This is a genomic window from Lentzea sp. DG1S-22 (assembly GCF_036321065.1).
In the GTDB taxonomy this organism is placed as follows: Bacteria; Actinomycetota; Actinomycetes; order Mycobacteriales; family Pseudonocardiaceae; genus Lentzea; species Lentzea jiangxiensis.
The window spans coordinates 1,170,745-1,197,573 of sequence record NZ_CP143276.1; the positions used below are offsets into that span (position 1 = coordinate 1,170,745).

The 26,829-nt window shown below is 71.1% G+C and carries 20 protein-coding genes; 13 read left to right on the plus strand and 7 right to left on the minus strand.

Annotated elements, in window-relative coordinates; all coding sequences use genetic code 11:
• The first annotated feature begins 56 nt into the window (after positions 1 to 56).
• A complete protein-coding gene (locus V1227_RS05165; RefSeq protein ID WP_442916461.1) occupies positions 57 to 599 on the plus strand; it encodes a GNAT family N-acetyltransferase in 543 nt (180 codons plus the stop codon).
• Positions 600 to 614: 15 nt separating this feature from the next.
• Here V1227_RS05165 and V1227_RS05170 read toward each other — a convergent pair whose 3' ends face one another.
• On the minus strand, positions 615 to 1,610 hold the full coding sequence (locus V1227_RS05170; protein ID WP_329791312.1) for an ATP-grasp domain-containing protein: 996 nt from the start codon (positions 1,608 to 1,610) through the stop codon (positions 615 to 617).
• A 2-nt stretch (positions 1,611 to 1,612) separates the two neighbouring features.
• Positions 1,613 to 3,301, minus strand: a complete 1,689-nt coding sequence (locus V1227_RS05175; RefSeq protein ID WP_329791313.1) for a class I adenylate-forming enzyme family protein — start codon at positions 3,299 to 3,301, stop codon at positions 1,613 to 1,615.
• Between the two features lie 202 nt (positions 3,302 to 3,503).
• On the opposite strand from V1227_RS05175, the gene V1227_RS05180 reads away from it, so the two are divergent.
• From V1227_RS05180 to V1227_RS05205, 6 genes are read left to right on the plus strand one after another with little or no spacing between them, the layout of a single operon-like run.
• Positions 3,504 to 4,853, plus strand: coding sequence for an AMP-binding protein (locus V1227_RS05180; RefSeq protein WP_329791314.1), 1,350 nt, complete (start codon positions 3,504 to 3,506; stop codon positions 4,851 to 4,853).
• Positions 4,854 to 4,870: 17 nt separating this feature from the next.
• Positions 4,871 to 5,170: a chorismate mutase family protein gene (locus V1227_RS05185; protein WP_236224526.1), complete on the plus strand. Its 300-nt coding sequence runs from the start codon at positions 4,871 to 4,873 to the stop codon at positions 5,168 to 5,170.
• Positions 5,171 to 5,202: 32 nt separating this feature from the next.
• Positions 5,203 to 7,287, plus strand: coding sequence for an aminodeoxychorismate synthase component I (gene pabB / locus V1227_RS05190; protein WP_329791315.1), 2,085 nt, complete (start codon positions 5,203 to 5,205; stop codon positions 7,285 to 7,287).
• Complete coding sequence (locus tag V1227_RS05195) at positions 7,284 to 9,416, plus strand: aminotransferase class I/II-fold pyridoxal phosphate-dependent enzyme (RefSeq protein WP_329791316.1); 2,133 nt, start codon at positions 7,284 to 7,286, stop codon at positions 9,414 to 9,416. The genes pabB and V1227_RS05195 overlap by 4 nt, the downstream gene beginning before the upstream one ends.
• Positions 9,413 to 10,279, plus strand: coding sequence for a N5-glutamine methyltransferase family protein (locus tag V1227_RS05200; protein ID WP_329791317.1), 867 nt, complete (start codon positions 9,413 to 9,415; stop codon positions 10,277 to 10,279). Before V1227_RS05195 ends, V1227_RS05200 begins: the two co-directional genes overlap by 4 nt.
• Positions 10,280 to 10,286: 7 nt before the next feature.
• Positions 10,287 to 13,373, plus strand: a complete 3,087-nt coding sequence (locus V1227_RS05205) for an amidohydrolase family protein (RefSeq protein WP_329791318.1) — start codon at positions 10,287 to 10,289, stop codon at positions 13,371 to 13,373.
• 38 nt (positions 13,374 to 13,411) lie between these two features.
• Here the strand turns inward: V1227_RS05205 and V1227_RS05210 are convergent, their stop codons facing one another.
• Positions 13,412 to 14,527, minus strand: a complete 1,116-nt coding sequence (locus V1227_RS05210; protein ID WP_329791319.1) for a helix-turn-helix transcriptional regulator — start codon at positions 14,525 to 14,527, stop codon at positions 13,412 to 13,414.
• Between the two features lie 1,428 nt (positions 14,528 to 15,955).
• Between V1227_RS05210 and V1227_RS05215 the strand changes: the two genes are divergently transcribed.
• Positions 15,956 to 16,420, plus strand: a complete 465-nt coding sequence (locus V1227_RS05215; RefSeq protein ID WP_329791320.1) for a hypothetical protein — start codon at positions 15,956 to 15,958, stop codon at positions 16,418 to 16,420.
• Between the two features lie 116 nt (positions 16,421 to 16,536).
• Here V1227_RS05215 and V1227_RS05220 read toward each other — a convergent pair whose 3' ends face one another.
• The 3 genes from V1227_RS05220 to V1227_RS05230 form a co-directional block, all read right to left on the minus strand.
• Complete coding sequence (locus V1227_RS05220; protein ID WP_329791321.1) at positions 16,537 to 16,725, minus strand: hypothetical protein; 189 nt, start codon at positions 16,723 to 16,725, stop codon at positions 16,537 to 16,539.
• Positions 16,726 to 16,968: 243 nt separating this feature from the next.
• Entirely contained in the window at positions 16,969 to 17,625 is a 657-nt protein-coding gene (locus tag V1227_RS05225; protein WP_329791322.1) for a response regulator transcription factor, read from the minus strand.
• A complete protein-coding gene (locus tag V1227_RS05230) occupies positions 17,613 to 18,827 on the minus strand; it encodes a sensor histidine kinase (protein ID WP_329791323.1) in 1,215 nt (404 codons plus the stop codon). The genes V1227_RS05225 and V1227_RS05230 overlap by 13 nt, the downstream gene beginning before the upstream one ends.
• Before the next feature lie 272 nt (positions 18,828 to 19,099).
• Here V1227_RS05230 and V1227_RS05235 point away from each other — a divergent pair, with 272 nt between their 5' ends.
• Positions 19,100 to 20,233 (plus strand): serine hydrolase domain-containing protein, encoded by a 1,134-nt coding sequence (locus V1227_RS05235; protein ID WP_329791324.1) that lies wholly within the window; start codon positions 19,100 to 19,102, stop codon positions 20,231 to 20,233.
• A gap of 119 nt (positions 20,234 to 20,352) precedes the next feature.
• Positions 20,353 to 21,567: a serine hydrolase domain-containing protein gene (locus V1227_RS05240; RefSeq protein WP_329791325.1), complete on the plus strand. Its 1,215-nt coding sequence runs from the start codon at positions 20,353 to 20,355 to the stop codon at positions 21,565 to 21,567.
• Positions 21,568 to 22,170: 603 nt separating this feature from the next.
• Here V1227_RS05240 and V1227_RS05245 read toward each other — a convergent pair.
• Positions 22,171 to 22,410, minus strand: coding sequence for a hypothetical protein (locus V1227_RS05245; RefSeq protein ID WP_329791326.1), 240 nt, complete (start codon positions 22,408 to 22,410; stop codon positions 22,171 to 22,173).
• 302 nt (positions 22,411 to 22,712) lie between these two features.
• On the opposite strand from V1227_RS05245, the gene V1227_RS05250 reads away from it, so the two are divergent.
• The 3 genes from V1227_RS05250 to V1227_RS05260 all read left to right on the plus strand — a co-directional run bounded on the left by V1227_RS05250 (position 22,713) and on the right by V1227_RS05260 (position 26,821).
• Positions 22,713 to 22,985, plus strand: a complete 273-nt coding sequence (locus tag V1227_RS05250; RefSeq protein ID WP_329791327.1) for an SAM-dependent methyltransferase — start codon at positions 22,713 to 22,715, stop codon at positions 22,983 to 22,985.
• Positions 22,986 to 23,164: 179 nt separating this feature from the next.
• Positions 23,165 to 25,090: an FAD/NAD(P)-binding protein gene (locus V1227_RS05255; protein WP_329791328.1), complete on the plus strand. Its 1,926-nt coding sequence runs from the start codon at positions 23,165 to 23,167 to the stop codon at positions 25,088 to 25,090.
• A gap of 15 nt (positions 25,091 to 25,105) precedes the next feature.
• On the plus strand, positions 25,106 to 26,821 hold the full coding sequence (locus tag V1227_RS05260) for an AMP-binding protein (protein ID WP_329791329.1): 1,716 nt from the start codon (positions 25,106 to 25,108) through the stop codon (positions 26,819 to 26,821).
• The last annotated feature ends 8 nt before the right edge of the window (positions 26,822 to 26,829 follow it).

Consider the following 26,829-nt stretch of genomic DNA (forward strand, 5'->3'; position numbering starts at 1 on the left):
CCGTGATTTTCTGGGCGAGCCAACGATTCGGAGCTACTCCAACCATGCCACCCGTTGTGACGGAACGACTTCTGCTCCGTTCGTTCACCGAGTCCGATCTCGACGACCTGCACGACATCCAGCGCCGCCCCGACGTCGCGCGGTACGTGTTGTGGCACGCCCGCTCGCGCGAGGAGGTCCAGGCCGCGCTCACCGCCAGGGTGGGCCAGACCGAGCTGCGCGCCGAGGGCGACAACCTGGCGATCGCGGTGGTGCTGCGCGAGACCGGCAAGCTGATCGGTGACTTCAACCTGGAGTGGATCAGCGCGGAGCTGGGCCGGGCCGAGATCGGGTTCGTGATGAACCCCGAGCACTCCGGCCGGGGCTACGCCACCGAGGCGGGGCGCGAGGTGTTGCGCCTGGCGTTCGAAGAACACGGCTTCCACCGCGTGGTCGGGCTGTGCAATGGCGAAAACCACAGCTCCCAGCGGCTGATGGAGCGCCTCGGCATGCGCCGGGAGGCGTTCTTCGTGCAGGGCGAGATGCTCAAGGGCGAGCGCGTCGACCTCGCGGTGTACGCCATGCTCGCCACCGAGTGGATGCAGGCCGCGCGCGGCTGAGCGGGGCATCCCGCCTCAGCCCCGGCTGCGCTGGTCGAGCAACCGGCCCGCCCACCGGAAGAAGGCGTCCGCCAGGTCCGTCCGCGCGGGCTCGGGGAACTGGGAGAAGTTGGCCATCACCGTGCACCACTCACCGAACACCGGACCGCGCTCGGTGATGAGGAAGTCCACGCACAGGTAGTCGGCGCCCAGCGCCCCGACCACGCGCAGGCAGTCGTCGAGCACCCCGGAGAGGTCGGTGTCGGGGGTGGCCTCCCCGCCCTGGGCGATGTTGGACAGGTACCGGCCGGCGACCTGCTCGCGCAGCATCCCGGTGACCACCTCGCCCTCCACCACCGCGACCCTCAGGTCGCCGGTGTTGGGCAGGAACTCCTGCACCAGGTAGCCCTTGCCGGTCTGCGCCGCGATGTCCACCGCGGACCGCAGCTGTTCGAAGGTGTCGACCTTGAGCACACCGAACCCGGTGCCGGACTCGCGGGCCTTGAGGATGTAGGGGCCGTCGCCGATCTCGCGGCGGACCACCGCCAGCCCTTCGCGGGCGTGCCTGCGGAACGGCAGGGCGACCGTCTTCGGCACGGCCAGGCCCAGCTGCGCCGCCCGCCCGATCATCGCGAGCTTGTCGCGCTCGAGCCATTCCGGCGCGGCCATGGCGTGGTTGAGCACCAGCGAGTCGCTGGCGTCGATGATCCGGGAGATCCCGTGCAGGTAGGACACCGCCTGCTGGTCGTTGCCGATGTCGTCGACGATGTAGCACTGCCGGGTCTCCAGCAGGTCGACCCCGCCGCGCCACAGCCGGGGCCGGTCGACGCAGGTCGGGGTGAGTTCGCTCGCCGGGATGAACCGGAAGCCGAACCCGTGCCGGGCTGCCTGGGCGTTCCACCGTTCGGTGATGTCCGCGATGATCTTGTCGAGGTGGCTGGGGTTGAAGTCGTCCGGGTTGTAGACCCAGTTGACGACCCGCTCCACCGGTGCGGTCGAGCGCGGATCGGCGGGGCGCAGTGGGGAGTACACGATCACGCCTCCGCGAGGGTCGTGGCGAGCTTCGAGGTCGAGCCCGCGGCCAGCAGTTCCTCCAGGGCGGCGTACTTGTCCCGCAGCTGCCGCTTGAGCACCTTGCCGGTCACGCCCTGCGGGATGTCGCCCTCGTCCGTGGCCAGCTCCAGCACGGCCAGCTCCAGCAGTCCCGCCGAGCGCAGCGCCCGGTTCGCGGTGTCCAGCAGGGTGTCCGGGGTCGGGCCCGCGTCGGCGGTGGCGACCACGGCCACCGGCACCGTCCGGCCCCGGTGGCGCCCGGCGACGACGGTGCAGTCGGAGATCACCGGAACCTCGCTGAGCAGGAACTCCTCCAGCCGCACCGAATGCGCGGTGCCGTGCTCGGTCTCGATCGCGTCCACCGCCCGGTCGACCTGGTAGAAGTCGCCGTCGGCGTCCTGGTAGGCGAGGTCTCCCGAGAGCCACCAGCCGCCGAGCCTGCTGCGGTAGGTGGCGTCGGAGTCGTTCCAGTAGCCCGCGGTGATGGTGGGGCCCTTCGCCCCGAACAGCCCGATCTCACCGGGCTCGGCGCGGGTGCCGTCGGGCCGCAGCACCGCCACCTCGGCGACCGCGTCGGGGCGGCCGACGCAGCGGTCGTTGCGCTGGGAGGCCAGGGACCGGGGCTGCACCATGATCCCCCAGCCCAGCTCGGTCGCGCCGAAGCGGTCGTAGAACACCGCCGGGGGCAGCTCCGGGTTGCGCTTGGCGAGGATCGCCCGCAGGTGCGCCTCGTGGATCGCGTCGCCCATGGTGACCCAGCCGTCCACCGAGTCGAGCGCGCCGTCGGCGACCTCGACCTCGGCCAGTTCGGCGAAGGCGTGCGCGAACGCCATCACCGTGGTGGGCCGGTACTCGGCGATCGCGCCCGCCAGCTCGGCCCCGGTCGGGTCGTAGAGCGGGACCAGCGGGGTGCCCGCCAGGATCGCGTAGTTGGCGTACATCACCGAACCCAGGTGCGACTGCGGCTGCGCGGCCATCATCACCGCCTCCGGCCCGTCGATGAAGTCGGTGAGCCTGAACCTCGGGCCGGCGATGCTGGAGTGGTGCGTCTGGATCACCGGCTTCGGGAAGCCCGTGGTGCCGGACGAGTGCAGTACCGACACCGGGTCTTCCGGCGCGTGCCGAAACCGGGCGGAGTCGGGCAACCGCGCCGGCGGTGGGGCGGGCAGGTCCTCCGCCGTGAGGGTCCACCGCAGACTGTCCACTTCAGACAACTCGGGACCGAGCGCGGCCAGTCGGGTTCGGGTGGTGTACAGGCCGACCGGCGTGGTGCGCCGGCACAGGTGGAGCGCCGATGCCTTGGGGGCCTTGCTGTTGACCAGCACCCCGATCGCACCGATCTGCGCCAGGGCGTGGAAGTGCACCGAGTAGGCGAAGGAGTCCTCCAGGTACACCAGCACCCGGTCCCTCGGCCGCACCCCGAGTTCCAGGTAGTGCACCGACCAGCTCTGCGCGAGCTCGTCGAGGTCGAGCAGGCTGAACTCGATCCGCCACGGCCCCTGAGGCGTGGCGATCGGCCTGCCGGAGCTGATGAAGGGCAGGTCCGGGTGCGCGGCGACGGCCAGCGCCGACCGCAGCACGTTCCCGCCACCCAGGTCCTGGTCCGCCGCGAGGGCCGCGCGGCCGTCCGGGGACAGCAGGGTTCTGGCGGACAGGGCCATCGCAGACATGGGGTGCGCCTTTCGGGTCCGTGTGCTCGCCCCGATCGTGCTCACCCGCACCCGCCGCCGCGAGGGATTTGTTGCGGTTGTACCCCGTCGCACCGGGGCACGCCGCGTTTGTTGCCGGTCACCGCCAGAACCGGTCCCGGCGTCGGGAGTGCGCGGTATATCTGGGAAACCCGATCACCGCAGCGCCAAGAGGAGCACGCCCATGAACGCGGCCGGCACCCCAGGAAGCCACCGGGCGTCGCGGATCCGGCTCGCCGTCGACCAGGACGTGGTCGACCGCACCGAGCTGGATCGGTTGCGGGAGCTCAACTTCACCGCGATGGTCGACGCCGCGCTCGCCACCCCGGCGGTGCGCCGCCGCTGGCCGGACCTCGCGCCCGGCATGACCACCGCCGACCTGCGGCGGCTCCCGTTGCTCAGCAGCCGCGAACTCGCCGACGGCAGCCCGCCGCACTCGCCGGAGTTCCGGCTCGGCGGCGACGGCCCCGGCATGGTCCTGCGTTCCAGCGGCACCGCGAGCAAGCCCAAGATGATGTACCACTCCTGGGAGTTCAACCACCAGGTCGGCACGCTGGGCGCGCGGGGTCTGCTCGCCGCGACCCGGTCCGCGCCCGCCAGGCGGATCGCCAACTGCTTCTACCCCGCCGAACTCAGCGGTGGCGCGTTCCTGTTCACCCAGGACGTGATCCGCCTCGCGGGCGCCCGCTCCTACCCGCTCGCGAGCCAGACCAGCCCGGCGGAGACCGCGGCGGTCGTGGCCGAGCACGCCGTGGACGCGCTGGCGGCCAACCCCGGCTACGGGGTCGAGGTGCTGACCGGGTCCTCGCCGAAGCTGCTCGCCTCCCTGCGGTACTTCTTCTACATCGGCGAACTGCTCGGCGAGGCGCGCCGCGCGGCGATCGCGGAGGCCGCGCCCCGGCTCACCGTCCGCTCGCTCGCCTACTCGACCTCCGAGACCGGCCCGATCGGCTACCAGTGCGAGCAGCTGTCCGGCGCGACGCACCACGTGCACGAGGACGCGGTGGTGGTGGAGGTCGTCGACGAGCGGACGGGGGAGCCGCTGCCCGACGGCGCCACCGGCGAGGTGGTCATCACCGCGCTCAGCGACACCGGGATGGCGCTGTTCCGTTACCGCATAGGCGATGTCGGCGCGTTCCGTACCAGCCCGTGCGCGTGCGGCAGCGCCGCGCGGCTGCTGACCCTGCACGGCCGCACGGCGACCTCGCTCAACATCGACACCGAGGTGGTCTCGTCCGACCTGCTGCTCGGCCAGCTCGGCAAGCTCGGCATCACCGAGCCCGCCGACTGCCAGCTCCAGGTGCTGCCCGAGCCGCGCGGCCACCGGCTGCGCCTGCTGCTGTCGAGCCGCACACCCGAGTGGATCACGACCCAGGCGGTGGTGGACTGCCTCAGCGACGCCCAGCAGCTGCGCGCGGTGCTCACCAGCGCGCAGTGCCTCGGCTTCAGCGTCGAGCGGGTGCCTGCCGAGCTGTTCGCGCGCACCGACCGGGGCAAGGTCCCCGTGCTCTACACCCACCCGAGTGCCGGATGACCCAGGAGGAGCGAGACATGTCCGATCCCGACGCCCGGCTGGAAGCACTGCGGGCCGAGCTCGACGGCATCGATCTGCGCCTGCTCGACGCGCTGCGCGACCGCATCCGGTTGTGCGTGCGCATCGCCGAGCACAAGCGCGAGTTCGACGTGCCGATGATGCAGCCGCACCGCATCGGCGTCGTGCAGGAGCGCGCCGCGCGCTACGGCGCGAGCCACGGCATCGACCAGGCGTTCCTGCGGTCGCTCTACGACCTGGTCATCGGCGAGACCTGCCGGGTCGAGGACGAGGTCATCGGCGCGCGAACGACACCGTGAGCCACGGCGGAGGATCTGGAGGACGGGCCGCGATGCGGACGCTGCTGATCGACAACTACGACTCGTTCACCTACAACCTGCACCAGTTGCTGGGCGAGGTGACCGGCCGGGCGCCGGTGGTGGTGCGCAACGACGAGGCGATGCCCGCCGGGGTGGCCAACGACTTCGACGCGGTGGTGGTCTCCCCCGGGCCGGGGCGGCCCGACCGGGGCCGCGACGTCGGCATCAGCGCGCAGGCCATCAAGGAGTCCGGCCTGCCGGTGCTCGGCGTCTGCCTCGGCCACCAGGGCATCGCGCACCTGCTGGGCGGCACCGTCGACCTGGCTCCCGAGCCGATGCACGGCCGCAGCTCGCTGGTCTACCACACCGGCACCGACGTGTTCGCCGGTCTGCCGTCGCCGATCTCCGTGGTGCGCTACCACTCGCTGACCGTCACCCGCCTCTCCGACCAGCTGGAGGCGTTGGCGTGGACCGAGGACGGCATCCTGATGGGACTGCGGCACCGCAGCGAGCCGCTGTGGGGCGTGCAGTTCCACCCCGAGTCGATCAGCAGCGAGTACGGCAGGCAGCTGCTCGCCAACTTCCGCGACCTGGCGCTGTCGTGGGGCTCGGCCGGCCCCGCACCGGCGGTGGCGCCGGAGCGGGCCGCGTGGAGCGTGCACGTGCGGGAGATCGACCGCGAGCCCGATGCCGCCGCGGCGCACCGCGAGCTCTTCGCGGGTGCGGAACACAGCTTCTGGCTGGACACCAGCGATGTCCGGCCCGGCCAGTCCCGGTTCTCCTTCCTCGGCGACGACCGCGGCCCGCACGCGGAGACGCTGACCTACCGGGTCGACGAGCGGACCGTGCGGGTGCGCCGCGCCGACGGCAGCGAGCAGCACGTCCGCCAGGACTTCTTCGGCTACCTGGACGAGCAGGTCAAGCGCCGGGCCGTGCCGACACCGCCCGGCCTGCCGTTCGAGTTCGACCTCGGGTACGTCGGCTACCTCGGCTACGAGCTGAAGGCGGAGACCTCCGGCTCCGCCGCGCACCGGTCGCCGACCCCGGACGCGGCCCTGCTGTTCGCCGACCGGATGCTCGCGATCGACCACGCCGACCACCGCTCGTACCTGCTCGCGCTCGCCACCGCCGAGACCGAGGCCGCCGCCCTGACCTGGCTCGACGAGACAGCGACGCGCCTGTGCGCGCTGCCGGCGGCCGGTGGCGGGAACTCGGTGGTGGAGGCGCTCGACGCCGAGGCGGGCACCGACATGGCGCGGCTGGACACCGTGCGGCCCAGGCACGACAGGGCCGCCTACCTCGACCGGGTGGCGACCTGCCTGGAGGAGATCCGGCACGGCGAGTCGTACGAGATCTGCCTGACCAACGCGGTCGAGGTCGACGAGCGGATCGACCCGCGGCGCACCTACGAGGCGCTGCGGCGGATCAGCCCGGTGCCCTACGGCGCCTTCCTCGACTTCGGTGACCTGGCGGTGCTCAGCGCGTCCCCGGAGCGGTTCCTGTCCATCGACGCGGCGGGCGTCGCGGAGTCCAAGCCGATCAAGGGCACCCGCCCGCGCGGCGCGACACCGCAGGACGACGAGCTGCTGCGGCTCGACCTGTCCGCGCACGAGAAAGACCGCGCGGAGAACCTGATGATCGTCGACCTGGTGCGCAACGACCTGAACCGGGTGTGCGAGATCGGCTCGGTGCACGTGCCCGTGCTCTTCGACGTGGAGACCTATGCCCCCGTGCACCAGCTCGTCTCCACGATCCGGGGCACGCTGCGGGCGGGGGAGACGGCGGTGAGCTGCGTGCGCGCCGCGTTCCCCGGCGGTTCCATGACCGGCGCGCCGAAGGTGCGCACGATGGAGATCATCGACCGGCTCGAACAAGGGCCGCGCGGGGTGTACTCGGGTGCGATCGGCTGGTTCTCCCTCTCCGGCGCCGCCGACCTGAGCATCGTGATCCGCACCCTGGTCGTGGACGGCGAGCGGTTGAGCTTCGGGGTCGGCGGCGCGGTGGTGGCCATGTCGGACCCCGTCGCGGAGTTCGAGGAGACCGTCGTGAAGTCCCGCGCCGTGCTGACCGCCGTGGCGGAGACGGCGCTGCGGCCCGCCGTCGGCGGCGCGCTGTGAGCGCCGTCCGGTCGCTGCGCCGCTGCCTCGTGCTCGGCGGCGCGGGCGCGGTGGGCGGGCTGTTCGCGCAGGCGTTGCGGGAAGCAGGGGCGGAGGTGGTGGTCGCCGACCCGGCGACCGGCGGCGGTGATGCCACAGCCCCGGACGCCGCCTTGCGCACCGAGATCAGCGCGGCCGACCTGGTGCTGCTCGCGGTGCCGGAACGGGTCGCGCTCGCCGCGCTGCCGGTGCTGGCCGAGCACGTGCGGCCCGGCGCGCTGGTCGCCGACACGCTGTCGGTCAAGAGTGCGGTCGCACCGGTGCTGACCGGGCTGCGCGAGGTGGAGGCGGTGAGCCTGAACCCGATGTTCGCCCCGTCGCTGGGGTTCGCGGGCGAGTCGGTCGCCGCCGTCGTGGTCCACGACGGGCCGAAGGCCACCGAGCTGCTGGCGCTGGTGGGGGAGTGGGGCGCCCACGTGGTGCGGCTGTCCGCCGCCGACCACGACCGGCTCGCGGGCGCCACCCAGGTGCTCACCCACGCCGCCGTGCTGGGCTTCGGCCTCGCGCTCGCCGACCTCACCGACGGAGTCGGCGAGGTGGCGCCGCTGGCGACGCCGCCGCACCGAACGCTGCTGGCACTGCTGGCGAGGATCGCGGCGGGCACACCGGAGGTCTACTGGGACGTCCAGGCCGCCAACCCGCGCGGGCGGGCCACCCGATCGGCGCTGGCCGACGGCCTGCGCCACGTGGCCGATCTCGTCGACCGGGGCGACGAGGCGGGTTTCGGGGCCGCGCTCGCCCGGCTTCGCGACTACTTCGGCCCGGAGCTGTCCCCGCACGCCGACCACTGCGCCCAGCTCTTCCGATCCACCCCCCAGCGGGGATCTACCGCCAAGCGAGGAAGCATGACCCAGCAATCGGCGACCCAGACCGCGAACTGGGTCGAGTCGAGGATCAGCCGGACCTCGGACGCCCTGGACCGCGCCTTCGAGCAGGGCCTGACCGGGCACACCATCACTGCCCGCCGCGGCAAGCGGGTGTGGCTCGCCGAGGGCGGGGAGGCGCTGGAGTTCGTCTCCTGCTCCTACCTCGGCCTGGAGGAGCACCCGGCGCTGGTCGAGGCCGCCGAGGACGCGCTGCGCCGGTTCGGCGTGCACTTCTCCTCCTCCCGCAACCGGATGCGGCCGCACTACCTGCCCGAGCTGGAGGACCTGCTCGGGCAGGTCTACCGGGGCAACCGGGCGGTCGCGTTCACCTCGGTGGGCACCGTGCACCTCGGGGTGCTGCCGCTGCTGGGCAGCGGCGCGCTGCCGAGCTACCCGATCGCGCCCGCGGGCGCGGCGTTCCTGGTGGAGAAGACCGCGCACTCGTCCATGCAGATCCTGCGCGGCCTGCTCGGCCAGATCGGCCCCGCCCGCCGGTTCGACCTGGAGGAGCCCGGCTCGATGGAGACCGCGCTGCGGGAGGTCGCGGCCACCGGCCGCACCCCGATCGCGCTGGTCGACGGCGTCGGCTCCATGGGCGGGCTGATCGACGTGGCCGGCGTGCTGGAGGCGCTGCGGCCGCACGGCGGGCACCTCTACGTCGACGACGCGCACGGCATCTCCATCGCGGGCCCGCTGGGCGCCGGGTACGCCTTCGACACCTTCGGCGACCGGCTGCCGGACAACGTCGTGATCGCGGGCTCGCTGTCCAAGGCGTTCGGTGGTTCCGGCGGGTTCGCCCTCGTGCCGGGCGAGGCGGACGTGCGCGTGCTGCGCAAGTTCGCCAACCCGCTGGTGTTCGGCCACTCGATCATGCTCCCGCTGCTCGCCGCGAACGTGGCCGCCGCGCGGCTGCACGTCGACGGCGAAGTCGCGCGGTTGCAGGAGCGGTTGTGGCGCAACGCGGACGACTTCGACGAGCTGACCGGGGGCCGGCTGGTCAACGCCGGGCTGCGGTCGCCGGTGCGCGGGGCGCACTTCGCCACCGAGGCGGAGGCGTTCGCCACCACGGCCGCGCTCAAGGACGCGGGTGTGCTGATCCTGCCCGCCTTCTTCCCCACCGTCGCCAAGGGCACCGGTCTCGTCCGCTTCGCGCTCTCGGCCCTGCACGAGCGCGCCGACCTGGAGACCGCGGCGAAGATCCTGGAAGGGACCCGATACGCATGACCGAGTCGCCGACACTGGCAGAGCTGCTCGACGACGCCGAGAAGGCGCTGGCCGACGCAGGGGCTTGGGCCCCGCGCGCGGACGCCGAGGCCCTCGCCGCGCACGCGCTCGGTCGTCCGGCCGGGGAGCTGCCCGGCGACACGCGGCTCGACGCCACCACCGCCGAACGGGTGCGAGACCTGGTGGCGGGGCGGGCGCGGCGGGTGCCGCTGGAGTACCTCACCGGCCGCGCGCGGCTCGGCGGCATCGAGGTCGAGGTGGGACCCGGCGTCTTCGTCCCGCGCAGGCACACCGAGCCACTGCTGGCGTGGGGGCTGGCGGCGATCCGGCAGGTGGCGGACCCCGTGGTGGTCGACCTGTGCTCGGGTTCGGGGGCCATCGCGCTCGCCGTGGCGCACGCTCGCCCGGACGCCAGGGTGCACGCGGTCGAGCTGTCCCCGGAGGCGCTGGTCTGGGCCAGGCGCAACGCGGCGGTCAGAGCCGAGGCCGGGGACACCCCGATCGCGCTGCACGAGGGTGATGTCACCGCTCCCGACCTGTTCGCCGAGCTCGACGGCGGGGTGGACCTGCTGCTGGCCAACCCGCCGTTCGTGGTCGACGGCCGGGTCCTCCCACCGGAGTGGCAGCAGCACCAGCCGCACCCGGCGATGTTCTCCGGGCACGACGGCCTCGTCGTCATCCGCGCGGTCACCTCGGCGGCGGCGCGGTTGCTGCGCCCCGGTGGTGGCGTGGCCGTCGAACACGACGACGAGCAGGCCCCGGCGGTGATGTCCCTGCTGGACGACCTCGGCGTGTTCGAGGACATCGCCGACCACACCGACCACAACGACCTGCCCAGGTACACCACGGCGCGGAAGGCGTAGGACGCACATGGAGATCTCTCGACGCGGAGCGCTGCGGCTGGGCGGAGCGGCCGCGAGCGCGCTGTGGCTGGCGACCGGGCCGGTCCCGGCGTCGGCGCGGCCGGACGGCGCCTCGAGGAGCCGCGCGGTGACCGTCTCGGACAGCGCCAACCTCGGCGTCGCGGTCTCCCCGGACGGGCGCACGCTCGCGATCGACGTCTCGGGCGGCATCTGGGTGCTGCCCGTGGCGGGCGGCGCGGCCAGGCTGGTCACACCGCTGGAGCACGACGCCTCGCGCCCGCAGTTCGCCCCCGACGGCCGCCGGATCCTGTTCCAGTCCTTCCGCGACGGTGCCTTCGACGCCTGGACGGTCAACGTCGACGACGGCGCGCTGACCCGGCTGACCTCCGGGCCCGGGTACGACACCGAGCCCCGTTTCAGCCCGGACGGCACCAAGGTCGCCTTCTCCTCCGACCGGGACCACGTCAGCCGGATCTACGTGCTCAACACCGCCTCCGGCGCGCTGACCGCCGTCACGGAGACCGACGAGGTGCACACCAGCCCCGCGTGGTCGCCGGACGGCACCAAGCTCGCCTACCTCGTCGGCGACACCGCCATCGAGGTGCTGGACCTGGCCTCCGGTGCCCGCACCCGGCCGGTCGCGGGTGAGGTGGTCCTCGCCGCGCCCGGCTTCACCCCGGACGGTGCCGGCCTCACCTACGTCCGCATCGACGGCGCCGCCACCGACCTGGTCGTCGGCGATCGGACCGTGGTCACCGGCGAAGACCTCGCCCCGCTGCCGGTGGCGTGGGTGTCGGCCCGCGAGTTCCTTTACAGCGCAAGCGGAAAGGTGCGCAGGCGCACGCTGGACGGCGCCGCCGTCGACGTCCCGTTCACCGCCGAGCTGGCCTTGGCCGCCGCCCCGTACCGGCGCGCCCCGCGCGACCTGCGGGCCACCGAAGCCAGGCAGGCCAAGGGGATCGTCGGCCCGGTGCTGTCCGCCGACGGCACGCAGATCGCCTTCCGGGCGCTCAACGCCCTGTGGCTGCTGCCTGTCGGCGGCACCGCCCGCAAAATCGTCGACGACGGCTACGTCGCCACCGACCCGGACTTCGCACCGGACGGCCGATCGCTCGTCTACGCGAGCGATCGCGCCGGAACGATCAACCTGTGGCGGCTCGACCTGGGCTCCGGCCGGTCCGAGCGGCTCACCGACGCGCCGAACGGCCAGTTCCTGCCCCGGATCTCCCCGGACGGCACCCAGGTCGCCTACCAGGACGAGTCCGGCGCGACCTGGGTGCTCGACCTCGCGGCCCGGACCACGCGCCAGGTGCTGCCCGCCCTCTACCAGCCGGGCAGGCCCGCCTGGTCGCCCGACGGCGGCAAGCTCGCGGTAGCCGCCCTGGTGCCCTACTCCCGGCGCACCGCGACCGGCCACAACCAGATCCTCACCGTCGACCTGTCCACCGGAGTGCTGCGCTACCAGGCCATCGCCCCGGAGCGCTCGATCTCCACCCGCGGCGACGACGGTCCTATGTGGACACGGGACGGGTTCGTCCTCGTGGCCGAGAGCCTCGCCTGGCGAGTGCCCGCCGACGCGGCGGGCACCATCACCGGAGCGCCGGTGCGGTTGACCGACGAGGTGACCGACTCCGTCGCGGTGACCCCGGACGGCCGCGCGCTGCTGCACCTGAACAACGGCGCCCTGCGGCTCACCCGCGGCGGCACCACCCGCACCCTGCGGGCCGACCTGCGGTACCAGCCGGCCAAGGCGCAGGGCAAGGTGGTGCTGCGCGCCGGGGCGGTGTGGGACGGCACCGCGAGCGCGCTGCGGCGCGACGTCGACATCGTGCTCGACTGCGACCGGGTGGCGACGATCGTCCCCACGGGCAGCCACGGCACGAGCGGCGCCCAGGTCGTCGACCTGTCCGGGCTGACGGTGCTGCCCGGCCTGATCGACACGCACAACCACTGGCACATGCGCGGGCGGCAGTGGGGTGACCGGCAGGGCAGGCTGTGGCTGTCCTACGGCGTCACCACCAGCCGGTCTCCCGGCGACCCCGCCTACCAGATGGTGGAGAACCGGGAGGCGATGGAGGCGGGCACCCGGGTCGGTCCCCGCTACCTCGGCTCGGGCGAGGCCCTCGACGGCACGCGCGCCTCGTACAACTTCGTGCGCACCGTGATGTCCGCGAAGGCGCTGGACCGGGAACTCGACCGCGCCGCCGCCCTGGACTACGACCTGGTCAAGCTCTACATGCGGCTGCCCGTGCCGTTCGAGCGCCAAGCCGTGCAGCGGGCGCACGCCGAGGGCATCCCGGTCACCTCGCACTACCTCTACCCGGCGGCGCACAGCGGCCTGGACGGCATGGAGCACCCCGGTGGTGGACACCGCCTCGGCTACTCCCGCACGCTCAGCCACAACGGGTACCGGTTGTCGGAGGAAGCCGTCACGGTGCTCGTCGCGAGCGGGATGTGGGTCTCCACCACGATGATCTTCGCCTCCGAGCTGCTCGCCGAGGACCGTTCGCTGGTGCTCGACGAGCGGACCAGGACGCTGTACCCCGACTGGGAGTACGCCCGGCTCGTCGCCAAGGCCGACGGCGCGGCGGGCCCGTACGCCCCGCTGTACCAGCGAATCACCGCGGGCATGGCCGACGCCCTGCTGCGCGTGCACAGGGCGGGCGGTCTGGTGGTGTCGGGCACGGACGCGCCACTGGACGACATCGGCATCAGCGCGCACCAGAACCTGCGGGCCCTGGTCAAGTACGGGTTCACCCCGCGAGAGGCGCTGATCACCGCCACCGGCAACGCCGCGAAGGCCCTCGGTTACGCCGGCACGCTCGGTGCGGTGGCGCCGGGGCACCTCGCCGACCTGATCGCCGTCGAGGGCGACCCGCTGACCGACATCCGCGCGGCGGCCGCCGTGCGCGAGGTGTTCGTGGGCGGGGTGAGGCACACGGTGCCCGGCCTGCTGGCGCCCTTCGCCGGCACGGTGAACGCGGCCGCGTCGGGTGGCGCGGTGACCACGGCCGCGCCGTTCGCCTCGGCCGAGGTGCGGCCGGAGCACTACTGGCACCGCCCGGAGTGGGCTCGGGAGCAGTGCTGCGACTGAGGTGGCCCGGGGGCGGCTCCCGGTCGGGAGCCGCCCGTCTAGTTCCCGGCGGCGGTGCGGTAGGCGGAGGCGGACATGCCGAAGCGCTTCTTGAACATGCGCTGGAAGTGGCTCAGCTCGCGGTAGCCGACGGCGCGGGCGACCTCGGTGATGGAGGTCGACGACTCGCGCAGCAGCAGCCGCGCCTCGTCCATCCGCAGCGAGGTGACGAAGTCGATGAAGCGGTGCCCGGTCTGCTCGTGGAAGCTGCGGGAGAAGTGGTAGCGGCTCATGTAGGCCACGCTGGCCACCCGGTTCAGCGTGAGGTCCGGGTCGGTGAAGCAGGTGCGCAGGTAGTCGACCGCGTATCTGATGCTGGGAGACAGACCGGACACGTCCGGTTCGGTGCCCGCTTCGGCCGCCGGGGCGGGTACCACGCGCAGGTGCACACGCTGCTTGGCGTGCCGGTAGCCGGGCAGCGCGTGCAGCAGCTTGCCCGGAGGGCTGATCACGATGTCGTCCACGCCCACCACGACGCGGCACTCGGGGAGGAACGGTTGCAGCCGCAGCCAGGTGAACCGCGTGTCCTCGCCGCAGAACACCGGGGTGAGCATCGCGCGGACACGCGCGGCAAGCGTTTTCCAGCGCGCCGGTTCGAGCCCCTGCGGGGGGTGCACGTCGCCGATGAGTTCGCGCAGCCGCCGGTGGACGGCGGGGTGCGTGCGGCGGTCCACCCGGACCGCGAACAGTGCGCCGATCACGGTGTCGTTCATGCGGTCCGCGTCCAGCACGACCACGTCCGCCGGGTCGATCCCCGGGTTGGGGCCGAAGTAGGTGGAGAAACCGGACACCCCCAGCGCCTGCCCGGTGTGGTGGGCCACCAGGTCCCGCAGCGGGTTGTCGCCCCGGTGCAGGTCCACCGCCTCGGGGCCGGGCAGCACGGCGAGCCGCTCCAGGACGTGGTCCACCTGGTCGTCGCTGGTCACGCACATCACGCTGCGGCCGCGCGCCATCGCGTCCGCGCCGATCAGCGAGGCCACCACCACCGGGTCGTGCCGCTCCGGCAGCGGCAGTTCGACGTCGGCCTCACCGCGGCGGGGGAAGTAGCGCTCCAGCGAACTGGCCTCCGCAGGCCGCCGCGACCAGCACGGTGCGTCCGGATGTACCGCGGTCATCGCTTCCTCCAGTTGGCGTGCGTGTTTTGCACGCCTCTACATGTGGCTGCATGGGTTCACCAGCGAGCACGAGGTCCACTGACGAGCGGGCGCGCTCGGGACTCGGACGCCGCGCGGCCGCGCACGACTACGTTCGACGAGCGCTCCGCGACGTCGCACGAACAGACCGCGCGCCGCGGTCCTCGCCGCGGCGGATACCCGTCCGCCCTGCCTCGCGCCGAGATCAGCCCGGAATGACCTGGGACGGACAACCAGCCCGTTCACAGAGATCGAAAATGTGAATCACCGCGCTCACGCTTCGCGCGCCCCCCGACACTCGCATGCTCCGAACACTAGGAGTTCACCCATTGAGGGTCAAGGTATTCTGGATCGTGTAGACATGTTCACCTGAGTGGACCAACGGCGCCAGATTCAGGCGGATTTGTTGCTCGCAGCGACCGGTTTTCATCGCCTTTGACCCGATTGGACCAGCATCAAGCTGATCTCAATCAGTTCAGCGAGTTGGCCGTGTCTGAAATGTGTGAGGCCGAGGCGGCTTTGACGATGTGGCCGAATTCGCGGGGTAGGTGGGTCGGCGTCCGGTGGGCAGGGTGTTGTAGGTGCAGGCGTCCTGATCGGCTGTTCCGCCAAAAGGGCTTATCGCGTACGGCTTCACCGAAAACGGAACTGCTTGAAGACGGTATGATCACCGCTCGGCCGTTCGGTTCGGCTACCTCGCCTTTTCCCATACTTCTGCGGCTCTTGCGCATGACCGAGTGCGAGAAGGGCGTCGAGATCCTCGCGTTACGCCCGCGGCTGAGACCTGAGGACAGGGCGTTGCTCGCTGTGTTGCTCGTGCTCGTGGCTCGGGTGGAAGTTGCGCCGGTTCCCGCTGCTGGTCAGCCCGGATGCGGTTGCTGAGGTGGCATCGCGATTCGGTCAAGCGGCGTCACACCCGTGCGGGCGTGAACCGGAGACCTGGACGTCCGCGCACGGTCGCTTCGAACGCTCTGCGCCCTTGTGGGTTGTCGACGCATCCACGGCAAGCTCGCGCTCTGGGGATCGCAACCTCGACGGTGTGGATGATCCTCCAGGCTGCGGGCGTCGATCCGGCCCCGCGCCGGGCAGCCGTTGCACGAGCGGACTTCCTGCGTTCGCCGACATCTGCCTGCGGACAAACGTGTATGCGCACTCGGCACCACCGCACACCCCGTCCATGCCTGGGCATTCAGGCTGTCCGCACCCTGCTCGGGGATGCTGGTCACCCAGCGCGGGCCAGGTTCCTGATCCGTGACCGCCCTGGACGGGGCTCAGGTACAGCGCATCCTCCCGGCTCGCCATCACGGCAAGCCAACTCGGACGTCGCCCAACGGTGCAGCAGCCCTCCGGTATGAGCCGGACCGATCTCGCTCAGGCACACCAAGAGCTGATGGACGAGATGCCGGAAGGGTGCCGAGCGATCGCAGGGGGCGCATCGAAGGCGCTCCGCACTTCGCGGCGATGCCGGTGCCGCAAATCGTCACATGCGAACCATCGTTGAAACGGCTGCAACTACACGTCAGTGCTACGCGCCACTACCCGGACACGCACGACGACAAAGTTTTTACCGCGTTCGAGGTGCTGACCTGTGCGTGCGGGGTCGCCGCCACGCCGGTGGTCTTCATCGGAGACCCGTCGACGTACGCGCATGATCGCTCACTCGTCAAGATCGTCACGTCTCCTTTGTGCACCGAAGAAGGCAGGGGATGGATCCGGGAGCGGGAAACGGCCGTCAGCGGCATGAACGCTCAGGTATCACGAATGTGTTCACCAGGTGTGCTTCCCATTTGCTCCCCGAACTATGGCAAGGATGTAGTGCTGACCTGCGGAAACAAGACTTCTGCAGGTCGGTGCGGTTCCTTTCAAGTCCATTGAGGACCGTTCTGGCGTGTTCAACGCGCAGAGCTGCTCTCGACCTGCTCCGGCACTGTGCTCTCAAAGCACGTCGGCTTTGCCTTGTGCGTTGTGGGTGAAGGGCATGGGCGGCTGGTTCAGTTCCGCTGATCTTTGTGGTTCCTGCGGTAGTCGGAGTAGAGCGCGATACCGCTGGCGATGGCGATGACTCCGAAGGCGGCACTGATGTAAAGGCTCATGCCCAAGACTTGAGTGGCGACGTTGGCTGCGATGCCGCCTACGAGAACCGTCGTGAGCAGAGCTCGATTGCGGATGAGCGAGTTCATGATGAAGAAGTTAGTTGTGTTCGCCGGCGCCGCCGATACCGCAGGCTTCCAAAACCGAGGTACAGCAGGCTGTACCTCGGAGCCGGAGAGGTTCACCTTCGACGGCCGAAGCCGAGGTCCCAGCAGTCACGACGTTCTCCGGTTCGGTAGTCGTGAGGCGCTCGACCGGGCAGCAGCGGTGCACGGTGGCAGCGGAGCCGAGCACACGCTGCACCGCGTCGTGACCATCTGCGCGGAGCCGTTCTAACGCGATCCGGTGCCCTCGAGGTAGCGCAGGACCGCGGTGACGCGCCGGTCGGCACGGTCGTCGGGTGCGAGGTCCAGTTTGGCGAAGATGCTGCGGATGTGCTTGTGCACTCCGCCTTCGGTGACGGTGAGGCGTTCGGCGATGGCCGCGTTGCCGAGCCCTTCGGCCATGAGCGCGAGCACGTCCCGTTCGCGCGGACTCAGCCGGCCGAGCGCGTTGGTGTGCGGGTTGCGCGCCAGCAGTTGGCCCACCACGTCAGGGTCCACGGCGGTGCCACCGCTTGCCACCCTGTGCAACGCGCTGAGGAACTCGTCGACCCGCCCCACCCGTTCTTTCAGCAAGTAGCCGAGCCGGTTGGCGCCGCCGGTCAGCAGTTCGGTGGCGAAGGTCTGCTCGACGTAGGCCGACAGCACGAGCACCGCGAGGTCCGGTCTGCGGCGGCGTGCCTCGACGGCCGCCACGATCCCCTCGTCGGTGTGCGTGGGCGGCATCCGCACGTCGACGATGGCGACATCCGGTTCGTGTTCGGCCACCGCGGCCAGGAACGACCCCGGGGTGTCCGCGGTGGCCACCACGTCGAGCGACTCGGCGCGCAGCAGCAACGCCAAACCCTCGCGCAGCAACGGGTCGTCCTCCGCGATCACGATCCGCACGGCAACTCCACTCGTATCGTCGTCGGCCCACCGGCCGGGCTGTCCAGGGTGAAACGCCCGTCGTACGCCTCGATCCGCCGGCGGATGCCGGTCAGCCCCGACCCACCGCGCTCGTCCGCGCCACCCCGGCCGTCGTCGGCGATCCGCAGCAGCAGCCGGTCGTCCTTCCTGATCACCTCCACCACGGCACTCGTGGCACCGCTGTGCTTGGTCACGTTGGAGAGGGCTTCCGCCACCACGAAATACGCGGTGGCCTCGACGGAGGCGGCGCACCGGCCCGGTACGTCCACCACCACCTCGCACGGCACGCCGCAGGTGCTCGCGAGGCCGGCCAGCGCGCCGGCGAGGCCGCGGTCGGCCAGCACCGGGGGCAGGATGCCGCGCGCCACGGCCCGCAGCTCGGAGAGCGCCTGTTCGGCGGCGTCCTGGGCCCGGTCCAGCGCGGCGTGGGCCGCGGCGGGATTCCGGTCCACGGCCCGCCGCACGGCGCCGAGCAGCACGTTCACCGCTACCAGCCGGTTCTGCGTCCCGTCGTGCAGCGACCGTTCGATGCGGCGCAGCTCGGCGGCGTGCGCGTCGAGAGCCGCGGCACGCGTGGCGGTCAGCTCGGCGATCCTCAGCGAGAGATCGGCCCCCGCGGGAGGCGTCAGCAGGTGCCGGCCCGGCCACTCCTGCACCCGGACGAGCGCCGGTCCGAGCATGGCGATGAAGACGGCGCAGAACACGCCGGACAGCGCCACGACCGACGCACCGGTCAGGTCCGTGGCGTCGTGGAAGACGTCCCAGAAGATGAAGGTGGGGGTGTTGTCCACGGGCGGCAACAGGCGGAAGTACAGCGGGTAGGTCGTGTTCTGCACCATCGTGGCCGGCATCACGAGTCCGACGAACCCGGCGGTGGTGCCGACCGTGGCGTGCAGTGGCAGCCAGGCCAGCTCCCGTCGCACGGTCGCGTCGCGCAGCGCAGCACGCGCCGAGCGCGGCACCGGAGCCGGCTCGAGGACCGAGAGCCGCGTCCGTTCCCGGTTGGCCACCGACCTCAGCGTGCGCAAGGTTGCGGGGAGCAGGAGAACACCGACACCGAGGAGGCTCAGCAGCATGACCGAGCCGAGCAGCACGAGGGCCGCCGCCGCGAGCAGTGCCGTGCCCAGGCCGCCGAGCAGGCGCGCGACGGCATCGAGCGCCATTCGCAGGCGTTGCCGCATTTGTGCCACGTCACCTCCCGGGCCGGGACCTTATCCGAATCGACGCAACCGCGACCGGGTGGGAAACGAACCTTTAGGAAGAGGGGTGTCAGCGCTACCTCGATCGTCCAGCAGGCTGGATTGTTCGTCTGGACGGGCATGCACAGACTCAGGCGGTTCATCGTGCGCGGGACCGATGTCCGCGCGGATCCCAGGAGTCGTGTTCCTTGTTCAGTTCCTTTGTTCCCCAGCCGAATCGACCCTTCCCCTCGCGATGTCGCCGGGTGGTCACCATGACGGCGGTGTTGGTGACCGCGGCCGGTGCTCTCGCGCTCGCCGGCCCCGTCCGGGGTGCTCAAGCGGAGCCTCGCCGTGACGCGTTCCAGCAGGGGTTGGACGAGGTTGTCGGTGCTGATCGGTATCCCGGGGCGCTGGCCGCCGTCCGGGACGGGAGTGGGCGGACCCGTCACTACACGGCCGGCGTCGGCGATCGGCGGACCGGTGCGGCGGTGCCGGTGAACGGCAGGGTGCGGATCGGTAGCGCGAGCAAGATGTTCGCGGCCGTGGTCGTGCTGCAGCTGGCCGGGGAGGGCGAGCTGGAGCTCGACGCGCCGGTCGAGAAGTACCTGCCGGGGCTGGTGCGGGCCGAGGGCGTGGACGCCACGAAGATCACGGTCCGCCAGCTGCTCCAGCACGACAGCGGCCTGCCCGACTACACCACCACGATGTTCGAGCCCTCGGAGGGCGACTTCTTCCCGTACCGGCACGCCTACCTCGAACCCCGCGAGCTGCTCGATCTGGCGAACGCCCGGGAGGACGGCAGGCCCGCCGGCGGCGGGTGGTCCTACAGCAACACCAACTACGTGGTGGCCGGGCTGATCGCCCAGCGGGTCACCGGCCGCCCGTTCAACGAACTGGTGACCGCCAGGGTCATCGAGCGGATCGGCCTGCGTGACACGTACGTGCCCGAGGTGGGCGAGCAGGACATCCGCGGCCGGCATCCCCGGGGCTACCAGCGCCACCGCGCGTCCGGTGAGCTGGTCGACTTCACGAGGATGGATCCGAGCTGGGGCTGGGCGGCGGGGCAGATGGTCTCCACGCCTGGCGACCTGAACACCTTCCTGCGCGCATTGCTGGACGGGAAGCTGCTCGCACCGGCTCAGCTGGCCCAGATGCGCACCACCATCCCGACGGAGCAGGGATCGCCGGTCGGTTACGGACTCGGACTGTTCAAGCTCCCGTTGAGCTGCGGGAAGGTCGCGTGGGGTCATGGCGGCGACATCCCGGGCTACTCGACCTTCAACGCGGCCACTGAGGACGGTCGCACGGTGACCTTCACGGTCACCTCGCTGAACGGTTCGTTGAAGGACAAGTCGGCTGCCGAGGACCGGTCCGTGCTCTTCGACGCCGTGCTGTGCGCGAAGTGACCTCCGGAGTAGTGCTGGCTGTACCAGAAGTCGTGCAGCGCACAGGATCGCATGGACACCGGGATGGTGACGAGACTGTGTTCGTCAGTGAGGACGTCCACTTTGGAGAGTGTGTCTTGGTGAAAGGTTCCAGCCGTCGGGCCAAGAGGGCCGCGGCCGCCGCCGGCCGGCGGCGTGGTGTGCTCGCCGCCGCGTTGGCCGTCGTGGCGGTCGCCGGTCTCACGGTGACCGCGGTCGCTTCGGAGGAGAGGTCGAGGCCGGCTCAGGACAGGACGCTGCAGGCGGGCCTGGAAGCGCTGGTGAAGGACGGAACGGTCCCCGGGGCGCTGATGTCGGTGCGGGACAGGAACGGGCGGGTGACGAACTACACCGCCGGGGTGGCGGACATCCGGACGAAGTCGAAGGTGCCGACGGACGGCTACGTGCGAATCGCCAGCACCACGAAGATGTTCACCGCGGTCGCCGTTCTGCAGTTGGCCGGCGAGGGCAAGCTCTCGCTGGACGACGCGGTGGAGAAGCACCTGCCCGGCGTGGTGCGGGGTACCGGTGACGGTGCGGCGATCGACGGCCGGAACATCACCATCAGGCAGCTGCTGAACCACACCAGCGGGATGACCCGTGAAATGCCTCTCATGCCCGAGGGCATCCTGCCGATCAGGGACAGGTACTTCGAGGCCAGGGAGCTGCTGGACGCCGCGTTGACCCAGGCGCCCACGTTCGCTCCCGGCCAGGAAAGGGTGTGGAAGTACAGCAACGGCGGGTACGTCCTGCTCGGTCTGGTGGCGCAGAAGGTGGCGGGACGTCCGCTGGCCGAGGTGATCACGAACCAGATCATCAACCGCGCCGGGCTCGAGGAGACCTACTACCCGGGACCCGGTGACCGTGAGATCCGTGCACCGCACCCGCGGGGCTACCTGTTCGCCAAGGACGACAAGGGCAACCCGGTTCCCGGCCGACTGATCGACATCACCCGGTTCGACCCGTCGATCGCCGGCGCCGCGGGGCAGATGATCGCCACCCCGAGCGACGTGAACAAGTTCCTCGTCGCTCTGCAGGAGGGCAAGCTGATCAAGCCGGCCCAGCTGGCGGAGATGCGCCAGACGGTCGATTCACCCGGCTTCCCCGAGGGGTGGCGCTACGGCCTGGGCACCATCGAGATGAAGCTGAGCTGCGGGATCACCGCGTACGGCCACGGCGGTGACGCCGACGGTTTCCAGTCCCGTGCCGCGATCACCCCTGACGGCCGCGCGGTCACCATCGCCGTGACGAACGACGAAGCCGGGGTGCCGGAGGTCCTCGCCTTCTTCGACAAGGCCCTGTGCGCGCAGAAGTAGAGATCGTCACAGGTGAAACCCCACCGGCCGGTGCGATGGAAAGCCATCGCACCGGCCGGTGGGCCTTCTCCTGGAAAGCGGTGGGAACCACCTTTCGAGAGGAGTCGAGGTTCTCCGGCGGGATGGGTGAACGGAAGGACGGCAGAGAGTGCCCGAGCCGATCGAGGCCGGGCTCGCCATGATGGCGACGGAGGTGTTGCAGCAGGCCGATGAGCTCGTGGCCGGGCAGTTGCGGGTGATCGGGTCTCCGCACTGAGGGGTGAGGGGCACCTGTCCGGCGGCGTGGCGGCGGACGAGCGGAAAACCGGGCGGCGCCGGGCTTTGCAGGGCGTACCCGGCGCGGACGTCCTGACCGCCCACCGGGGCTGTGTCGCGTTCCTGCGTGGTGTTCTCGGGCTTGCTCCAGACGGACCAGAGAGGTGTCCCCACCGTCGACGAGGTGCCCGGCGGGCGTCGGGATCGTGGGGAGACGATCGCGCGGGACGCGGATGGCAGCCGGCCCTCGTCGTCGGTGCGCCGGCGCAGGCGGTCTGCCGCGTCACGGTAGTAGTTCTGCACGGCGATCTGCCGCAGCGCCTGGACACGGGACCGACCGAGTCGAGCTCAGAGCCCGTTGGCTCCGTTCTGCATGTGGCGGTACTTCCGGGCGAGACGGAAGATCAAGGCGGCGATAAGAGCACCGACCAGTCCGAGCGCCAGGAACAGCCACCCGATTCCCTCACCGCTGGAGGTGACGATGCTGATGCCTGTTATCACCGATATGAGGGCCATCGCCGCCGTTGTCGCAGCTCTCCAGGTGAAGGGCGACCGGCTGTCGAAGTCCCTGGATGCGTCGGCTTCCATGGGTCTCCGTTACCCGGAAGCGACTTCCGTCAATCCCAGGTGCGTTTGACTCCACTCACCGGACCGGGCGTAGCTGGACATTCGCGGGTGGCCGGCGCGGTTGCCGCCAGACCCGAAGCTGCCGGGTTCCACGGTTCTCTTCTCGTCGGTTTCGGTGCTGAATCGGGTGGACGCCCCGACGGCCTTGCCTGACGCGTCCTCGCACATCACCACCGGCACGCCGAGGTAGACCTTCTCCGCGCCGAGCGGCGCTGTTCATGCCCGAGGCCGGGGTGCGAAGTCCGCGGAATCGCCAGGCCGCCGTGCCGGACGTGCGAGTGGTGTACGTCGACTACGAGCCGGTCGTCGTCGCGCACAGCCAGCTGCTGTTGGCGCACAACGACAACGCCGACATCGTGGAGGCCGGCACCACCCACCCCGAAGACGTGTTCGGTGCCGAGCCGACCCGCCGGCTGCTCGACTTCGACCAGCCGGTCGAGCCGCTGGCCTGTTCGCCCGCCATCCGCGGCGAGCAGGCCGTCAACACGGTGAAGTCCTCTGTCCCGAAAGCCCGTGAACCGGGGACCCATACCTGATCGATAGCGGGTCGACAGCCGGAATGCCCATGGTGGCAACAGAAAGCCCGACAGACACGGGGGAAGCGGAACGGGGACACCTCGTCACCTGCTCCTGCGTGGTCAGGGCCGGAGCCGTGTCGATAGGGCCGACTGCCGCGAACCTCCAGCGGACACGTCGGCCCCTGGAAAGGAAAGCCATGACTGACTTCATTCCGCGAGCCGACCTGGACGTGGTGATCGTCGGCGCGGGTCCGCGAGGACTCTCCGTGCTGGAGCGGCTGGTCGCGCGTTTGGCGGACACGCCCAGGGACGGAGAGGTGCGCGTGCACCTGTTCGACCCCGACGAGGCGGGTGCAGGGCGGATCTGGCGGACCTCGCAGTCGGTGTGCTTCCTGATGAACACCGCCGCCGGTGAGGTGAGCGTGTTCTCCGCCGGGCCCGACGGTGGCCCTGCCAGGGCGGGGTCCGGGCCTTCGTTCTCGGACTGGCTCTCGACCCATCCGCGCTGGTCCGGTGTCGGACCCGACGACTACGGTCCGCGGGCCGTGTACGGCGAGTACCTCCGGATGGCGTTCGAGGCGATCGTCGCCAATGCGCCGGACGGCGTGACGGTCCGGCACGTGGCGGAGAAGGCCGTGTCGCTCACCCGTGAGTTCGGGCTGACGACGGTGACCGGTTCCGGCGGCACGGTGGTGGGCGCCGACAAGGTGGTGCTGACCACCGGGCACCCGCGGGTCAGACCGGAGGACGGGGAGAAGGAGCTCCTCACGTTCGCCCGGCACCGGTCCGGCCTGACGTACCTGCGCGGCGACTCCGCGGCCGACATGCCGCTGGGCGTGATCGCTCCGGGGGAGCAGGTCGGTGTGATCGGCCTCGGGCTGACGTTCTTCGACGTCCTCGCGGAGCTGACCATCGGGCGGGGCGGCAGGTTCGTCGAGCGCGACGGGCAGACCGAGTACCTGCCCAGCGGACGCGAGCCCCACCTGGTCGCGGGTTCTCGCAGCGGGCTGGTGATGCTGGCGCGCGGCCGCAACCAGAAGGCCCCGACCTACCGCTACCGGGCCAAGTTCGTGACCGAGGCGGCGATCGTGCGGGCTCGGCGCGGCGCCCAGCGGATCACCGGCTCCGCGCAGCTCGACTTCGTGCGGGACGTGTTGTCGTTGCTGCGCCTGGAGGTCGAGCACGTCTACTACACCGCGCACGTCCGGCGCAGGCACGGGGACGAGGCGGCGCAGTGGTTCGCGGCCGGTCACCTGGCGTCCGACGACCGCGAGGAGCTGCTGGCGGCGTGGGACCTCGGGGACGTGCCGCCACTGGACCTCGAACAGATCGCGCGGCCGTTCGTCGACAGGGAGTTCGACAGCCCGGACGCCTTCCACGACGAGCTGCTGGAGCTGCTGCGGCAGGACGTCGCCGAGGCCCGCGAGGGCAACGTCGACAACCCGCTCAAGGCGTCGCTGGACATCCTGCGCGACACCCGCGGGATGGTGCGGCAGGCCGTCGACTTCGCCGGGCTGCGGCCCGAGTCGCACCGCGAGTTCGTGACGTGGTTCAACCCCATCAACACCATGGTGTCCGCCGGCCCGCCCTGGATCCGGGTGGACCAAGCGGCCGCCGTGATCCGCGCCGGGCTGCTGACGGTGGTGGGGCCGGGAACGTCCGTCAGGGCGGACCACTCGAGCGGCGCCTTCGTGCTGGAGTCCTCCTGTGTCACCGGCTCGCGGCGCGAAGTCTCCACGCTGATCGACGCGCGCATCCCGCGGTCGACGCTGTCGTCCAACACCGACGCGCTCATCGCGGGTCTGGTGTCCGACGGGCTGATCACGGAGATGGTCAACGCCGACCTGTCGAGCGGTGTGCGGTTCCGCGCCGGGAGCGTCGCGGTCACCAGGAGCCCGTTCCACGTCATCGACGTGCTCGGCAACCCCGACCCCGACCTGTACGCGCTGGGCGTGCCCACCGAGAACACGCGGTGGTTCACGCAGATCGGCACCGGCAGGCCCGGACCGATGACCGGTTTCCACACCGACGCGGACGGCATCGCCGAGGACGTGCTGCGCCACCGCACCGCCGTCCGGACGCCGAGGGCGTCCACCGCCACGCACCCGGCCGCCGCGATCTGAGGGGAAAGACCTGTCATGTCACCGAGAACTGCCACCGAGAAGTTCCGCGCCGCGCGGGACCTGCTGCTGGAGCTCCGCGACGACCACGACCGGGCCCACGCCGAGTTCAGGTGGCCGGAGTTCGACGAGTTCAACTGGGCGCTCGACTGGTTCGACGCCGTGGCGAGCGGAAACGACCGCACGGCGCTGCACGTCGTGGGCGGCCGGTCCGAGGAGAAGGTCTCCTACGCGGAGCTCTCGGAACGGTCCGACCGTCTCGCCAACGGCCTGCGCGCCGCCGGTGTGCGGCGTGGCGACCGACTGCTCATGATGCTCGACAACCAGCTCGCCGTCTGGGAGTCGCAGCTGGCCGCGATGAAGCTGGGCGCCGTCGTCGTCCCGACCTTCACCACCGTGTCCGGTGCCGACCTGGTCGACCGCGTCGAACGGGCCGACGTGCGGCACGTGCTCACGACGCCGGAGCTGACCGAGGGCTTCGACTGGTTGCCCGGCCACGTGACGAGGATCTGCGCGGGCCGGGTGCCCGGCTGGCTCGCCCTCGACGACCTGCGGTCGGCTCCGGCCGGCTTCACCCCCGACGCGCCCACACGGGCCGACGAGACGTTGTTCCTGTACTTCACCTCGGGCACGACCTCGCGCCCGAAGCTGGTGCGGCACACCCACGTCAGCTATCCGGTGGGGCACCTGTCCGGCATGTACTGGAACGGTGTCCGCCCGGGAGACGTCCACCTGAACGTCTCCGCGCCGGGCTGGGCGAAGCACGCGTGGAGCTCGTTCTTCGTGCCGCTCAACGCCGAGGCTTCGGTGCTGAGCGTGACCACCCCCAACGGCAAGGACCTGCTGGACCGCATGGTCCGGCACGGCGTGACGACGTTCTGCGCACCGCCGACCGTGTGGCGGATGCTCATCCAGGAGGACCTGCGGCACTGGCAGGTGTCGTTGCGGGAGGCGGGAAGCGTCGGTGAGCCGCTCAACCCCGAGGTGGTCGAACGGGTCCGCGCTGCCTGGGGCGTGACCGTGCGGGACGGGTACGGGCAGACCGAGACGACGGCGCAGATCGGCAACAGCCCCACACTGCCGGTCCGGCTGGGATCGATGGGAAAACCGTTGCCCGGCTACGACATCGTGCTCGTCGACCCGGCCACGGGCGCGGCGGGCGACGACGGCGAGGTCTGCGTGAGCCTCACGCCGCGGCCGCTGGGCGTGATGCCCGGCTACGTCGACGACGACGAGAAGAACGCCAAGACGTTCGCCGGCGGTTACTACCACACCGGTGACATCGCCCACCGCGACGAAGACGGCTACCTGCACTACCTGGGACGCACGGACGACATGTTCAAGTCCTACGACCACCGGATCTCCCCGTTCGAGCTGGAGAGCGTGCTCCTCGAGCACGACGCCGTGGCGGAGGCCGCGGTGGTGCCCGCTCCCGACCCGGTGGGTCTGGTGGTGCCGAAGGCCTACGTCGCACTCGCGGCGGGCGAACTGCCCGACGCCGGCACCGCGCGGCGGATCCTCAGCCACGCCAGCGCGAACCTGGCTCCCCACCAATGGGTTCGCCGCCTGGAGTTCACGACGCTGCCGAAGACCACCTCCGGGAAGATCCGCCGGAACGAGCTGCGGGCCCGCGACGTCGAGCGGGCGGCGGGGACCGAGTTCCCCGGCACGACCGAGTACCTGGCCGACGAACTGCTGGAGACCGCGCTGCCCGCGGCTCCCGGAATCGGCTGAGAGACACC